General features: G+C 47.6%; 16 protein-coding genes. 7 read left to right on the top strand and 9 right to left on the bottom strand.

The features are described from left to right. Positions 1-7 precede the first annotated feature (7 nt). Positions 8-763: an SDR family NAD(P)-dependent oxidoreductase gene (locus tag DB398_RS00520; RefSeq protein ID WP_108422449.1), complete on the top strand. Its 756-nt coding sequence runs from the start codon at positions 8-10 to the stop codon at positions 761-763. Next, entirely contained in the window at positions 760-1896 is a 1137-nt protein-coding gene (locus tag DB398_RS00525) for an ATP-binding protein (RefSeq protein ID WP_108422450.1), read from the top strand. The genes DB398_RS00520 and DB398_RS00525 overlap by 4 nt, the downstream gene beginning before the upstream one ends. Here the strand turns inward: DB398_RS00525 and DB398_RS00530 are convergent. Then, on the bottom strand, positions 1893-3821 hold the full coding sequence (locus DB398_RS00530) for an alpha-amylase family protein (RefSeq protein ID WP_108422451.1): 1929 nt from the start codon (positions 3819-3821) through the stop codon (positions 1893-1895). The two genes, DB398_RS00525 and DB398_RS00530, sit on opposite strands and share 4 nt — an antisense overlap. Further along, entirely contained in the window at positions 3822-4766 is a 945-nt protein-coding gene (locus DB398_RS00535) for a carbohydrate kinase family protein (protein WP_108422452.1), read from the bottom strand. A gap of 155 nt (positions 4767-4921) precedes the next feature. Between DB398_RS00535 and DB398_RS00540 the strand changes: the two genes are divergently transcribed. Together DB398_RS00540 and DB398_RS00545 are read left to right on the top strand one after the other, a co-directional pair. Continuing rightward, positions 4922-5647 carry a metallophosphoesterase gene (locus DB398_RS00540; RefSeq protein WP_108422453.1) on the top strand — a complete coding sequence of 242 codons (726 nt, stop codon included), beginning with the start codon at positions 4922-4924 and terminating at the stop codon, positions 5645-5647. A 54-nt stretch (positions 5648-5701) separates the two neighbouring features. After that, positions 5702-6697 (top strand): acyl-ACP desaturase, encoded by a 996-nt coding sequence (locus tag DB398_RS00545; protein WP_108422454.1) that lies wholly within the window; start codon positions 5702-5704, stop codon positions 6695-6697. Between the two features lie 18 nt (positions 6698-6715). On the opposite strand, the gene DB398_RS00550 is transcribed toward DB398_RS00545, so the two are convergent. The 6 genes from DB398_RS00550 to DB398_RS00575 all read right to left on the bottom strand — a co-directional run bounded on the left by DB398_RS00550 (position 6716) and on the right by DB398_RS00575 (position 11502). Continuing rightward, positions 6716-7273 (bottom strand): hypothetical protein, encoded by a 558-nt coding sequence (locus DB398_RS00550; protein WP_199913335.1) that lies wholly within the window; start codon positions 7271-7273, stop codon positions 6716-6718. A 355-nt stretch (positions 7274-7628) separates the two neighbouring features. Next, positions 7629-9182 (bottom strand): L-piperidine-6-carboxylate dehydrogenase, encoded by a 1554-nt coding sequence (gene amaB, locus DB398_RS00555; protein WP_108422455.1) that lies wholly within the window; start codon positions 9180-9182, stop codon positions 7629-7631. A 74-nt stretch (positions 9183-9256) separates the two neighbouring features. Continuing rightward, positions 9257-9631, bottom strand: coding sequence for a DUF1304 domain-containing protein (locus DB398_RS00560; protein WP_417935537.1), 375 nt, complete (start codon positions 9629-9631; stop codon positions 9257-9259). Further along, positions 9628-10170, bottom strand: a complete 543-nt coding sequence (locus tag DB398_RS00565) for a 3-hydroxyanthranilate 3,4-dioxygenase (protein ID WP_108422456.1) — start codon at positions 10168-10170, stop codon at positions 9628-9630. The genes DB398_RS00560 and DB398_RS00565 overlap by 4 nt, the downstream gene beginning before the upstream one ends. Positions 10171-10276: 106 nt before the next feature. Continuing rightward, on the bottom strand, positions 10277-10786 hold the full coding sequence (locus DB398_RS00570) for a CAP domain-containing protein (protein ID WP_108422457.1): 510 nt from the start codon (positions 10784-10786) through the stop codon (positions 10277-10279). A gap of 185 nt (positions 10787-10971) precedes the next feature. Further along, positions 10972-11502: a CvpA family protein gene (locus tag DB398_RS00575; RefSeq protein WP_108422808.1), complete on the bottom strand. Its 531-nt coding sequence runs from the start codon at positions 11500-11502 to the stop codon at positions 10972-10974. 59 nt (positions 11503-11561) lie between these two features. Between DB398_RS00575 and DB398_RS00580 the strand changes: the two genes are divergently transcribed. From DB398_RS00580 to DB398_RS00590, 3 genes are read left to right on the top strand one after another with little or no spacing between them, the layout of a single operon-like run. Continuing rightward, positions 11562-11918, top strand: a complete 357-nt coding sequence (locus DB398_RS00580) for a hypothetical protein (RefSeq protein WP_108422458.1) — start codon at positions 11562-11564, stop codon at positions 11916-11918. A gap of 3 nt (positions 11919-11921) precedes the next feature. After that, positions 11922-12230 carry an antibiotic biosynthesis monooxygenase family protein gene (locus DB398_RS00585; RefSeq protein WP_108422459.1) on the top strand — a complete coding sequence of 103 codons (309 nt, stop codon included), beginning with the start codon at positions 11922-11924 and terminating at the stop codon, positions 12228-12230. A gap of 5 nt (positions 12231-12235) precedes the next feature. Next, positions 12236-13903, top strand: coding sequence for a glycerol-3-phosphate dehydrogenase/oxidase (locus DB398_RS00590; RefSeq protein ID WP_108422460.1), 1668 nt, complete (start codon positions 12236-12238; stop codon positions 13901-13903). Here the strand turns inward: DB398_RS00590 and DB398_RS00595 are convergent. Next, on the bottom strand, positions 13900-14901 hold the full coding sequence (locus DB398_RS00595) for an NAD(P)H-dependent glycerol-3-phosphate dehydrogenase (protein WP_108422461.1): 1002 nt from the start codon (positions 14899-14901) through the stop codon (positions 13900-13902). The two genes, DB398_RS00590 and DB398_RS00595, sit on opposite strands and share 4 nt — an antisense overlap. Between the last annotated feature and the right edge of the window lies 1 nt (position 14902).

Raw genomic sequence — 14902 nt, forward strand, 5'->3', positions numbered from 1 at the left:
AAAAGAAATGGCAATAACAGCATTGATCACTGGGGCCACCAGTGGAATAGGAAAGGCAACGGCCGAACTTTTTGCAAAGCAAGGGTTCAACCTTGTTCTGTGTGGCCGCAGAAAGGAACGATTGGATGAGGTCAAAAAAGACTTGGAAAAATGGACCGGGGTACACCTTCTCCATTTTGATGTGAGGGACAGAAAAGCGGTTTTTGCTGCTATTGAAGGACTGCCCATGGGATATTCCCAAATCGATATTTTGGTGAACAATGCCGGAAATGCCCATGGATTGGACCCCATTGACAAGGGAAACCCGGATGATTGGGACGCCATGTTGGACATCAATGTGAAAGGTCTGTTGTACATGTCAAAGGCCATATTGCCACAGATGGTGGAACGAAAATCAGGGCATATCATCAACATTGGATCCATAGCGGGGAAGGAGGTTTATCCGAACGGGAATGTGTATTGTGCCAGTAAGCACGCCGTGGATGCCATCAACCAAGGCATGCGCATAGACCTTAACGCACATGGTATCCGTGTGGGAGCTGTAAACCCAGGATTGGTGGAGACCGAGTTCAGTGATGTAAGGTTCAAAGGGGACACCGAACGTGCCTCAAGTGTGTACCAAGGGTATCAACCCCTGAAACCGGAGGACATTGCGGACATCATTCTTTTTATGGTGACACGGCCCTATCATGTCAACATTGCAGATCTGACGGTCTTTCCCACGGCCCAGGCAAGCGGCACAATTGTGAAAAAGGAACTATGATCAACAAACGCCTACTGGTAAAAAATCTTTTAGCGCATAATGATGAGAACAGTTTTTATGACAAAAAGCGTTTTATATCCATAGGTGAAAAGGAGGGAAAGGCAAAATTTCTAAAGCATGTCTGCGCCTTGGCCAACAGCAATCCCAAGAACAATTCCTTCATCGTGATTGGTGTGGAGGATGCGGACAATGACATCGTCGGGGTCGATTTCTTTGATGACAGCAAGATCCAAAACCTGGTCAATGCCTATCTGGACAATCCTCCCATTATTTCCTACGAGAACATCCCGTTTCCGCACCTGCCCGAAGGGAAAGTGGTCGGGTTGGTCACCATCCGTTCCAACGGGAAGGTCTGTGCCCTTCGGAAAAACATCTGGAAATACTATGGTGGTTCCGTATTCTTCAGGGAAGGAAGCATCAGTCTTCCCAAGGCATATGGCATAGAGTTGAAGGACATCAACTCCGAAAAGGTCGCCACGATTGAGCAACATGCAAGGAACAACATTGAGCTCACCCTGGATGCCGTGATCAATTTCATGAACACCCGCCACCCCGACCTAACCAGCAATTACAAGGTGTTCAAGGAGCAGTTCGTGGTCTGCTGGGCAGGTATCAAAAAGAAAGTGAAGAACAAAATCTATTATTCCCGGGTGGACATTGAACTCATCAACGAACAGGTGAAATTGTTTTATTCCGCCTTGGATGAAATCACCATCGACTATGACAATGATTCCTTTGCCACCTTGGAATATGTGCAATTGGGATTAGGTTCCGAACAGAAATATTATCCTTTGGAAGAAATGGTGATCACGTTCTCGGAGAACGGAAAATATACCATCAACAGCAAGCTGGTGTTTGAGCCGCCACAGTACGACAAAAAAACACTCTATCATGTCTACAACACCAACAATGCGCTCCTGAAAAAAGTGGAGAACAGGATTCCCCTGACCGAATCGGAACAAAGGGACCTGACCCATCTTCCGGCCACCTATCTCATCTGCTATCTGAATGGTTTTGAAGAGGCCAAGGAGCAGATGGACCGTTCCAGGCCCATCCTAAAGACTTATGATAGTGGCATCTATCAATCCCTGAAAGAATCACAACGCGTGCTGAGAAAAGTTCGGTACAGCTAGCCCCTTTTTAACCAGATCATTTGATAGGGCAGGATTTCCAATAGTCCACTTTTCACAGAGATTTGCTGGTCCAACACCAGATCTAGAGGTTCACCTTTGGTGAAATAGCCCATTTTTTTGATCCAGCCCGTTTCGATCACTTGTGGCTTTTCATCAAAATTGCAAAGGACCAATAACCCTTGCTTGTTTCCATTGGTCCGTCCAAAAGCAAGGATATGGTCGTTGCCCGTATGGTACAGTTCCAGATTATTGTTGTCCGCGAACAATGGATTTTCTTTCCGGACCTGGATCAGTTTTTGCAGCGTCTGGAAAATCCGGGATTGGGGTGAGGGTTCTTTCCCTAGGCGTGAAATGACATCCCAATCCTGTTGCGGTCGGTTCACCCATCGGCTGTCCCCTTTTTTGGCATCATCATTTCGGAAGGAATAATCGTTGAGCGTACCGATCTCATCCCCGGCGTAGATCAATGGAATACCGCCAAAGGCAAACACGATACCGTGCAGCATAATGATTTTCGCAATAGATTGATCGATAAGCTCCTTATCCTTCAACAAGAGACCCTTTTCCAACCCCAAAAGTGATGCGGCACTTCCCGTGATGCGCCCATCGCCCGTTTTTGGGTTGTACATGAAAAGCAATCCCATGGCAGGCGACCAGTCCAGTCTTTGGCAATAGTAGTCCAACAAAAACTTGCGGTGGAGCTCGGGCGACCAGCCCAGTTCCCATATCAACTGGTTCTCATAGCCCAGCCCGATATCGTCATGGCAGCGGATGTAGTTGATCCAGGTGCAGTCTTTTGGCTTTTCGGGGACGTGCGCCAGACTTTTGTAGAGCAGATTGGTTTTTTTGGTGGCGATGGAGTTCCAGAGCAGGGCCATCAAGGATGCATTATAGGCCACTTCACATTCATTGCCCAACGTTTGTTCCTGTCCAAAATATTTTACGATATCCGTTGGGGCCACAATGGCCTCGGCCAAAAGGATAACCCCAGGGGCGACCACTTGGAGGCACATCCGGAACAAGGAAACAAGGGCATGGGCCTCGGGAAGGTTTTGGGAGATGGAGCCTATCTTCTTCCAAAGGAAGGCCAGTGCATCAAACCGTACTACATCCACACCCATGTCCGCCAACTTTGCCAAGTTGATGAGCATTTCCAAAAACACTTCCGGGTTGGTGTAGTTGAGGTCCCATTGGTAGCTGTTGAATACCGTCATTACCCATTTTTCCATTTCGGGAATGTAGGTAAAGTTGCCAGGGGAGGTTTCCGGGAACACCTCGGGGAGGGTCTTTTCAAATTCATCCGGAATGGTGCGGTCATCAAAAGTATAGTAGTATCCCTGGTATTTTTTATCGCCCTTGATGGCCTTTTTGGCCCATGGGAATTCGTCGGAAGTGTGGTTCACCACAAAATCCAACATTAAATAGATGCCCTCCTTTCTGAATTCGGAAGTGAGTGCGAGTAGATCCTCCTTGGTTCCATATCTTTTGTCCACCTGAAGATAGCTGTTCACGGCATAGCCCCCATCATTTTCGCCCTTGGGCCTGGAGGTGATCGGCATCAGGTGCAGAAAGTTCACCCCCAATTCTTTCAGATAAGGGATTTTTTGGCGCAGCCCGTTCAGGTCTTTGTTGAAATGCTCCACATACATCTGCATCCCCAACATTTTTTCGGACTGGTACCAGTTCCCGGCGTCCAATCGGAGAAGGTCCTGTTCCTTTAGGTCCGAAGGCCTGGAAGCAAACAGTTTGGGAAGTAGGTCCAATAGTTTGTTGAAATATGGCCCATGTTGATTTTCAGGATAAAGCGAAAAAAATAATTGTTGGATAAGGGTCAGGTTGGTGGCCAACCGGAGGTCGAAAAGCGCAGTGCTGTCCTTTTCCTTTGCCTGTTGGGCCACGAGCCGATGTAACTGAGCCTGGTTCATTTAGATTCCGATCTGGTCTTTTGTGGGAAGGGCGACGATGGCGCCATAGTTGGTCGTGGTAATGGCCCCGGCCACATTGGCTTTGGCGACCATCTTTTCCAGTAGTGCAAAGTCTTCAAAAACGGGCTCAAAATTGCCAAGGCCCGAAATCTGGTACAGTAGGCAACCGATAAAGGCATCCCCGGCCCCAGTGGTATCAACAGGGGAAACCTCGATGCTCGGGATGATTTTTTTGGTCCCGCCCATGCTCAGCAGGGTCCCTTCGCCGCCCATGGTCACGGTGATGATCTTGGTGCCCACATCATGGAGCACGTCGCAGGCTTCACTTGGGTCAGTTTTTCCCGATAGCAGTTGTGCCTCCTCCAGACTGAATTTGCACAAATGCGATTTTTCAATGAAAGGGGTACATTTTTTTATAAAAGTATCCTCATCATCTTTCCAGAGGTCTCCCCTAAAATTGGGATCGAAGCTGATGAACATCTCCTTGGTGAGCGCATCGAACAGGTACTTGCCATAGGCCTTTTCCAACGAACCGCCCAACAGTGCGGTGGCGGCCCCAAGATGGAGGATGTTGCCATGAAGTATTTTTCTTAGGTTGGGGTCATATTCCAAGGCCTTGTCGGCCCCACGGCAGAACACAAAATCGCGTTCCCCGTCCTCGGCCAGAGACACAAAGGCAAGCGTGGTGAATGTTTTGGAGCGTTGGGCCAAGGAAATATCCACCCCTTCTTTTTTGAGGGTGTCCAAGAGGAACGTTCCAAAGGGATCGTTGCCCACACAGCCCATAAAGATGCCACGGCCACCCAACTTGGCGATGGCACAGGCCACATTGGCAGGAGCGCCGCCCGCTTTCTTGGTAAAATCTGTGGCTTTGGCCAGATCGCTTCCCTGTTTTTCTGCAACAAAATCGATCAACAGTTCACCGACACAGAATACTTTTTTCATAGTTTTCGAAATATCCTAAGGTACATAGAAAAATATACCACGACCAAAAAAAGGGCACTCCTTTTTTAGGTTGAAGGCTTTGGTCCGGTTGATAAACTTTCCCTTAAATTCACAGGTGCCCGGTCATTTGTACGTATTTTTGCGAAAACTTTTCTATGCGCACGCTGGTTGTGGGAGATGTCCATTCCGGGCTCAGGGCCTTGGAGCAACTTATGGACAGGGCCAATGTTTCACCGGAGGACCACATCATTTTTTTGGGGGATTATGTAGACGGTTGGAGTACGGCCGTGGAGACCATCGATTTTTTGATACAGATCAAGGATACACACCATTGTACGTTCATACGGGGCAACCACGATGAACTTTGCCGGGAGTGGCTCCTCACCCAACGGGAAAATCCACAATGGTTGGCACATGGAGGAACGGCCACAAGGGATTCGTATTTGGGAGCGAACAGGGAGAATTGGGAGCTTCACCTTAATTTTTATGCCGATTTGGAGAACTATTATCTGGCCAAGGATAACCGATTGTACCTTCATGCCGGCTACACCAACCTCAAGGGCATCGACTTTGAATATTTTGAACAATCCTTCTATTGGGACCGGACCCTGTGGGAATTGGCAACCGCCCTGAGCCCCGATTTGAAACCCGCAGACCCTAATTTTCCAAAGCGATTGACCCATTATAAGGAAGTCTTCATTGGGCACACCCCGATTTCAAAACTCAAAGAGGTTCCGCCACAAAAGGCTGTCAATATCTGGAACGTGGATACGGGCGCCGCATTTAAGGGGAAACTGACCATGCTGGATGTGGATACCAAGGAATTTTGGCAGAGCGATCCCGTCCATACCCTTTATCCCGGAGAACGGGGAAGAAATTAGGATTATTCCATCCGTAATAGAATTTTAATCGAGATCTTTGCAAAAAGCAGCTATATGTCGATTAAAAATGTACGATTGGAGGTGATGCAGGCCATAGAACCTAAGGTTGAGGGGTTTATGGAAGAATTTTTGGTGCCCATTGAAAAAATATGGCAGCCTACCGACTTTTTACCGGATTCCCAAAGTGATGATTTTTTTGATCAAGTGGAGCAGATCCGCGGCGAAGCGAAGGAACTTGGCTATGATTTTTGGGTGACCCTTGTGGCGGATACCATTACGGAAGAAGCGCTTCCCACCTACGAATCCTGGTTGATGGATGTTGAAGGAATAGACCAACATAGTGGAAAGGACAACGGATGGAGCAAATGGGTAAGGGCATGGACCGCCGAAGAGAACAGGCACGGGGACGTGCTGAACAAGTACCTTTACCTGTCCGGCCGTGTGAACATGCGCGAAGTGGAGATCACCACCCAGCATTTGATCGCTGATGGTTTTGATATTGGAACGGACAGGGACCCCTATAAGAATTTTGTCTACACCACGTTTCAGGAGCTGGCCACTAATATTTCACACAAACGGGTCGGTAAAATGGCGAAGCAGAAAGGCAACGGATTGTTGGCAAAAATGTGCACCATCATCGCAGGGGATGAAATGAGGCACCATTTGGCCTACCGTGAATTTGTTAAGACCATAATGGGGCAGGACCCCGACGGTATGGTTCTGGCTTTCGCCGATATGATGAAGAAAAAAATCGTCATGCCCGCACATTTTTTGAGGGAATCTGGGGGCTCCATTGGGGAAGCGTTCGAGCAGTTCTCCAACTGCGCACAACGATTGGGAGTCTATACCGCACAAGATTACATCGATATTTTGAAAAAGCTGAACGAATACTGGGAAATAGGGCAATTGGGCGGACTCACCGATCAAGCGGAAAAGGCCAGGGACTACCTGATGAAACTCCCCGATAGGTTGCAGCGTATAGCCGAACGGATGCAGTTTTCCCAAAAACAACAGACCTTCAAATGGGTCGAGGCCAATGGAATGATATAGAAAGACCGGTCAGTCCATTTAATATTTGCCTGCCCGGTGTTTTTCCTGCCATTCCGCCAACTGTTTCCAGTGGCCCTCATAGGCCATTTTTGCCTGCATGGGCCATGAGGCCGGGTCGTGGATTCGGTATCTTTTGCCTCCGGAATTGAGTACTTCCTGACAGGTGTCCGCAGAGGTTTCCGATAATGCTTTCCATGTTTTGATGTCAAAATTGTGGAAAAGCTCCTCTATTTTTGGGCCAATGCCCTCCACTATTTTGAGGTCATCCTCTTTTATGTTCTTCCCAAAGGCCATTTTGGCTTCACCGGCATGGAATCTTGGTGCCAGTTTTGAAATCGGAAGTGGAGGTGAATCCACATTTAGTTTGGGCGGTTTTGTGGTGGACAATCTCTTTTTACAAGTGTCCAGGTCGGCTTTTAATTTGGCATTTTGGATTTCCAATAAATTGATTTGGAATGAATTGTCATTTTCTGAACCAACGTTGACCTTTCCAAAGAGATAACCGATCACTCCAGAGATTATCCCGGTGACACCCAAGAGAATCCAAAACCAAATTGTAGAAATTTCGAGGTCCATTTTGAGGTTGGTTAGCAAGACAGAATTGTATATCCAAAATATTAAAAAAACCTTAAAATTTTACATATAAACCATAGAATTTGAGCTATTTAGAACCAGTTTTAAGAGTGGATCCAATACCAAGGACAGGAAACAGGCAAAAAAGGACCAACCATACACTTTTTGGGACCACTTGTAAGATACCGCATGGAAACCAGTCAAAATAGTCTGAAATTGAGGTCGAATATTAGGTAAACAACCCTATTTCTCCCGACGAAGTTCCGGCATTGGAGTAGGGTTTTAAATTAAGTTTGAGTTAGTTAAGTTGGTTTTAAAGACTGCCCATTTAGTGTTCATCCTAAATGGGCGGCTTTTTTTATAGATCAAACTTTATGCCTTGCGCCAAAGGAAGTTTCGTGGTGTAGTTGATGGTGTTGGTTTGTCGGCGCATATATACTTTCCAGGCATCCGATCCACTTTCACGACCACCCCCGGTTTCTTTTTCGCCACCAAAGGCACCTCCAATTTCGGCCCCAGAGGTTCCAATGTTCACGTTGGCGATTCCGCAATCGCTTCCGGCAGCTGATAAAAAGTGTTCAGCCTCCCGTAAACTGTTCGTCATTATGGCAGAGGAAAGCCCCTGTACCACTCCGTTCTGTTGTTCAATGGCATTTTCGACCCCACCGGAATATTTCAGTAGATATAATATGGGTGCAAAGGTCTCTTCCTGAACAATCTTGAAATTGTTCTGCGCTTCCACGATGGCTGGTTTCACATAGCAACCGCTAGCATATCCCTCGCCTTCCAGCACACCACCTTCGACCAATATTTTTCCCCCCTCTTTTCTGGCCTTTTCCAAGGCGCCGAGGTACATTTTGACGGCATCGGTATCGATCAAGGGGCCAACGTGGTTGGACTGGTCCAATGGGTTACCGATCTTGAGCTGTTTATAGGCTTCGGTGATGGCATCCTTCACCTTGTCGTAAACCGACTCGTGAACGATGAGTCTTCTGGTTGAGGTGCAGCGCTGACCTGCAGTGCCAACGGCCCCGAACACGGCCCCGATCACCGTCATTTTAATGTCCGCATCGGGCGAAACGATGATGGCATTGTTGCCCCCCAGTTCCAAAAGTGATTTGCCCAATCTGGCCGCTACGGCCTGGGCCACTATTTTTCCCATTCGAATGGATCCCGTGGCGGAAACCAACGGAATGCGCTTGTCCTGCGTCATGAGTTCACCTACCTTATGATCTCCATTGATGAGGCAGGAAATACCTTCGGGCAGATTGTTCTTCTTCAGGACGTCGGCTATGATATTTTGACAAGCTATGCCACAAAGCGGGGTCTTTTCTGAAGGTTTCCAAACGCAGACATCCCCACAGACCCATGCAAGGGCGGTATTCCATGCCCAAACGGCAACAGGGAAGTTAAAGGCGGATATGATGCCCACTACGCCAAGGGGATGGTATTGCTCGTACATGCGGTGCCCGGGCCTTTCCGAATGCATGGTCAATCCGTGCAATTGTCGGGACAGCCCCACGGCGAAATCACAGATGTCTATCATTTCCTGGACCTCGCCCAAACCTTCTTGATAGGATTTTCCCATTTCGTAGGAGACCAATTTGCCCAAGGGTTCCTTGAGTTCGCGCAATCGACCCCCAAACTGCCTGACGATTTCCCCGCGTTGCGGAGCAGGGACCAAGCGCCATTCCTTGAAAGCGGATGTGGCGGAGGCCATCACTTTTTCATAATCGGCAGCAGAGGTGGTCTTTACTTTCCCGATAAGTACCCCGTCGACCGGGGAAAAGGAAGAGATGGTATCCCCCGAACCAAAATTTTCCGATCCTGTTGAAGTTCCGTGGTTGGTTTCTTGAAGACCAAGTTGTTTCAGGGCCTCGTCCATTCCAAAAGCAGTAGCTGTTTTTGACATTTATAACTTTTTACTTGTGAATTGTTATATTTTGACGAAAATACAAATAATACTTCACAAGAAAATGATGATTTTCAAAGCATTTGATGGGCCAAGAGCAATGTAATCCCCAAGAGGGCAGGCAAGGCTTGGACCGTGAAGATTTTTTTGGAAGCGGTCAGAGCCCCATATATTCCGGCAACGGCCACACAGCCCAAAAAGAACAAAGCGACATATATCTGCCACTTGGGGTCCTGGATGATGATGGACCATACCAACCCAGCGGCCAAGAAGCCATTGTACAGCCCTTGGTTTGCCGCCAAGGTCTTGGTGGGTTCAAAAAGGTCTTCGGGAAATTTTCGGAACACCTTTTTTGCCTTGGTGGTCCATGCGAACATCTCCAGCCATAAAAAGTAGAAATGGAGCAAGGCCACAACGGCTATGACAATTTTTGCGATGAGCAGTATCATTGTTCCTTGGCTACAAAACGTTCGTCAACAGGCATAACAGTCCCGCAGTTGTCGCAGGTACGGAGTTCTTCGGAACCATAAAAGTGCTTGAAGTGGGCCAAGAAGTCCTTCTCGATATCATTTAGGGTAAAATAGGCTTCGTAGAGTTTGTGGTTGCATTCGTCACAAAACCATAATAGTCCATCATCCACGTTCATATCGGCTCTTTTCCGTTCCACCACCAACCCAATGGAACCTTCGTGGCGTACCGGGGAATGGGGCACCTTGGCAGGATGTAGGTACATATCGCCAGGACCCAGTTTCATCGTCCTTTTCTTTCCATCTTCTTGGATGTGTACCTCAATGGTCCCTTCCAACTGATAGAACAGCTCCTCGGTCTCATTATAATGATAGTCTTTTCGGGCATTGGGCCCGGCAACGACCATGACAATATAGTCTCCGGACTCTTTATAAAGATTTCTGTTGCCCACAGGGGGTTTAAGGGTGTCTCGGTTTTCCTCGAGCCATTTGTTGAGGTTAAAAGGGGCCTGTATCGCCATAATCAAAGATTTTACGAAAGGTAAAAAAAACCTAGGTGGCAACATAGGGAATAACAAAAAAGACCCGCACGAATTGCAGGTCTTTTTTATGTAGAAGGATGGTCCGTTATTCCACTTTTATAAAAATCTGGGTAAAGTAAGGTCTTCCCTCCTTGTCCAGCTGTATGCTCAGCGTGGTGTGGGAGTAATCCCCTTCCAGAGCCTGTTTGTGTGAAGCGCTCTTCAACCAGGCATCCAAGGTCAGCTCGGCTGAAGTATAATATCTGGCCACATTTTCGGAAACGCTCACCGCGTGTGATTCCTCGGCTATTTTGGATGCGCGGGACTCGAAATTGTCGTGGCTCAGTTTGTTTTTGGAAATCATGTAGTCGTTGTGTCCCTCGGCATATTTGTAGGATACAGGATTGTCTTGTAGCGCATTCAGTCCAATGGAATTTCTGTGTTGGTTCACCAGGTTCACGATTTCATCTTCCAAAGCCACGGGGTCTACGGTCACCTTTTCATTTCCGAGTTGCGCCTCGGTGTATTCCTGTTCTTCTTCGGGGGATGTTGTACTGCATTGACCAAAGACAAATAGCAATGCCATGGCCATCAATGGGACATATAATTTTTTCATTCTCGGGGTGTTTTCAGGAGTGTTCTAAGCTCCGTAGTGTTCTGCTTGCTAAGCTAATGGAGTAGAGGTCCTTTGCCATAAAATTTCCACAGGAGGGCAGATTCTTACGTTGAATGGCAAAAAAGTGGGATTTGATGTGTTTTGGGCGATGGCCCAAGCGCCTTTAATCGGAAAAAAGATGCCTTTTAAATGGGATTCGTCTGTGGCTCCTCAGGCACTTCCGGGTCTTTTTCATCATCATCCAGCACATAGGAGAAAACAAGGGCGCCGATTTCCTTTATCGGGTCGTAGAAAATAGATTCTTGCTTGGTCTCTTCATTGATTAGTCCCAATGGGGCAGCAAACCGTTCAAAGAAAATCAACAAGGCCCCAAGGATAACGGCAACCTTCAACATGCCGAAGATGGCCCCGGCAATCTTGTTGAGAAGTCCCAACATGGCAAAATCGGCAATCTTCGTCAAGAATTTGCCTGCAAGGTTCACTAGAATGATGATGGCAAAAAAAGTGATCAGGAATGCAGCCAGTTTAAGGTACTGCTCACTCCAATCGAATTGTTGGGCAAGATATTCCCCGGTGATATGGGAAAAATGGATGGCCCCGTATATCCCGGCAATGAGAGCGACCAATGAGGCCACTTCCACAAAAAGGCCATTTTTGAGGCCTTTGTAAAGGCCCCAGACCAAAAGAATCCCGATGATAATGTCCAAAAAGCTCATATCCGATTTTAACAAATATAGCATATTGATTTGTACCTTTGGATTCATAGTTAGAACAGATGTCCAGAGACGAAAAATTAAAGGAACGATGGGAGCATTTAGTGGATAAGCTGTCGGGGCAGTTTTCCGACGGAGATCCCTTGGAACTGGACGGTATCATCTATTTGGTGGGCGTACAGGAGCTCGGCAATTACCATCGAAAGTTCAAGAAAGACGAAAAGGTAAACCTGATGCATATTGCGATTTGCAGGTTGTTGGAACCCTATGGCTATTATGATTTTGATTTTTTTGATGATGAAGGTTGGCCACACTATAAGGTAAAGGAACAATTGCCACCGTTGAAGGCGGGAGAACAAACCGTTTTGATGAAGGAAGCCCTGGTCAATTATTTTTTGGAAAAAGAGTATATCACCTAGAAAATGGAACTGGAAAAACCGTATTATGCTGTAATTTTTACCAACCTAAGGACAGAGGGGGACGATGGTTATGCCCAAATGGCCCTTGAAATGGAGGAATTGGCCCAACAGCAGCCGGGGTTCTTGGGACTGGAAAGTGCCCGTGACGGTCTGGGCATTACCATAAGTTATTGGGAAAGCTTGGAGGCCATTGCCAAGTGGAAGGCGAACATGGACCACAGGCAGGCACAAAGAAACGGGATCAAAAAATGGTATTCCTGGTATAAAACAAGGATTTGTCGGGTGGAACGGGAATACGAGTTCAACAAGTAAACACTATGGGCGAGATTATTGCTTTTTCAAACACAGACCGAAAAAACAGATTTCAAACCTTGGCACAGGAGGCTTACGACCTTGTGGTAATTGGTGGGGGCATTACGGGTGCGGGGATTGCCTTGGATGCATCTGCCCGTGGGTTGAAAGTGCTATTGCTGGAAAAGGGCGATTTTGCATCGGGCACCAGCAGCAAATCCACCAAACTCATCCATGGTGGGCTCCGCTATTTGAAGCAGTTCGATTTTTGGCTGGTGAAAGAAGTAGGTTCTGAAAGGGCCATTGTGCACAAATTGGCACCCCACTTGGTGATTCCCGAGAAAATGCTGCTCCCCTTGATCGAGGGGGGGTCCTACGGAAAATGGTTGACCTCCATCGGGCTAAAAGTGTACGACATCCTTGCCCAAGTGGAAGGGGATGACAAAAGGCAGATGTTGGAAAAGAAGGAGGCCTTGAAACTGGAGCCCCTTTTGCCCAAAAAGATATTGAACGGAGCGGGCTATTATGCCGAATACCGTACCGATGATGCCCGACTTACCCTGGAAAACATAAAGACCAGCCTACAGTTTGGGGCAAATGCGGTTAACTATGCCAAGGTCATCGATTTTGTGTATGAAAATGAATGCGTGGCCGGAGTCACATTCCGTGACGAGGTATATGGGGACGAATATCATATCTCCTCCAAATATGTCATCAATGCCGCAGGGCCTTGGGTAGATGAACTTCGCAGCGTGAACCAATCGAAAAAGGGAAAACGCCTGCATCTGACAAAGGGCGTACATCTGGTGTTCCCAAGGGAAAAGTTGCCGGTGCAGCAGTCGGTGTATTTTGATATTCCGGATGGGAGGATGATGTTTGCCATTCCCCGCGGAAAGGTCACTTACATAGGCACCACCGACACCAATTTCAATGCAGACAAGGACCATGTCACCACGGACATTGCCGATGCCATCTATCTGATTTCGGCAGTGAACCACATGTTCCCGGACATCCATCTGGAACTGTCGGATATCATCTCCTCATGGGCCGGGTTGCGTCCCTTGATCCATGAAGAGGGAAAATCGGCATCGGAACTTTCCCGAAAGGACGAGATCTTTACTTCGGACACGGGATTGGTCAGCATTGCCGGGGGCAAGCTCACGGGGTACAGAAAAATGGCGGAGCGGGTAGTGAACCGCATTGCCAGAACCATGGAGGAAGACCATGACATCCACCTAAAACCTTGCGCTACGGATAAGATCCCACTTTGTGGAAACGATTTCAAGAAATTCAAACACGTCAAAAAATACATTGCCACGGTCTTTGACCGACTGCACGACAGCGGTTTTTCCGAGTACGATGCATGGTATTTGGTGACCACTTATGGCAAACAGACCGAGACCATCTTGGAGCTATATGCCCAGACCAAATCTGGGGATTCCTTGGAAAGAATGCTCCGTGCCGAGGCCCAGTTCACCATAGCGAACGAAATGGCGTTGACCCCAATGGACTTTTTTATCCGAAGGACGGGACGGCTGTATTTTGATATTGACAGTGTCCGTAATCATATGGCTCCTGTTTTGGAAGAGTTCCAAAAGGCATTCGGCCATTCCGCTGAGGAAGTGGATGCTTTTCAAAAGGAACTGGAACAAGAGTTGGAAAACCATTCCAATTTTTCGTTGGATAGAGATTAATCCAGTTTCTCGGTAAGTTTTTCAAAAACCTTTTTGGGATCTTTGTTTTTGTACAGGATTTGGTACACCGCATTGATGATGGGCGTTTTGGATTTCTTTTCCCGTTTTTCCATCAACAAATGGGCACTTTTGGTAGCGTAATATCCTTCGGCCACCATGTTCATTTCCATCATGGCACTTTTTACGGTATAGCCCTTGCCGATCATGTTGCCGAACATTCGGTTCCTACTGAAGGTCGAATACCCTGTGACCAATAGATCACCCAAATAGGCCGAAGCGTTGATGTTGCGTTTCATTTTGTACACCCGGTCAATGAACCGTTTCATCTCCCGGATGGCATTGCTCATGAGCACACTCTGAAAATTGTCGCCATATCCCAAACCATGCGCAATCCCTGCGGCAATGGCATAGATGTTCTTCAGCATGGCCGCATATTCCGTGCCGATGATGTCGTCCGAGATCTTGGTGCGGATGTATTCGCTTTTTACATGATCGGCCACCATTTTCGCCTTTTTGGCATCCGCACAGGCAATGGTGAGGTAGGAAAGGCGCTCCAGGGCAACCTCTTCTGCATGGCAGGGCCCCGTCAGTACACCAATGTTCTCGAACGGAATGCCATAATGTTCATGGAAATGTTCCCCTACGATGAGTCCGGTCTCAGGGACAATGCCCTTGATGGCCGAAAAAACGATCTTGTCCTTCAAGGAGAGGGTCAGTTTGCTGAGCTCGCTCTCCAAAAAAGCAGAGGGAATGGCAAATATGAGCACATCCGAAGCTTCCACAATTTCATTGATGTCGTGGCTGAGGTGCAATTGTTCCACCTCAAATTCAACAGAGCCCAAATAGTTGGGGTTGTGCCCCTCTTTTTTGATATAGCGTATGGCCGAATCACTCCGCATGTACCACCCGACACTGTCCAAATTTTCCAACAACATCTTCACAATGGCGGTTCCCCAGCTTCCCCCTCCAAAAACTCCAAATCTCAATTTTTCTTCCATG

The organism is Flagellimonas amoyensis, from assembly GCF_003058265.1.
In the GTDB taxonomy this organism is placed as follows: Bacteria; Bacteroidota; Bacteroidia; order Flavobacteriales; family Flavobacteriaceae; genus Flagellimonas; species Flagellimonas amoyensis.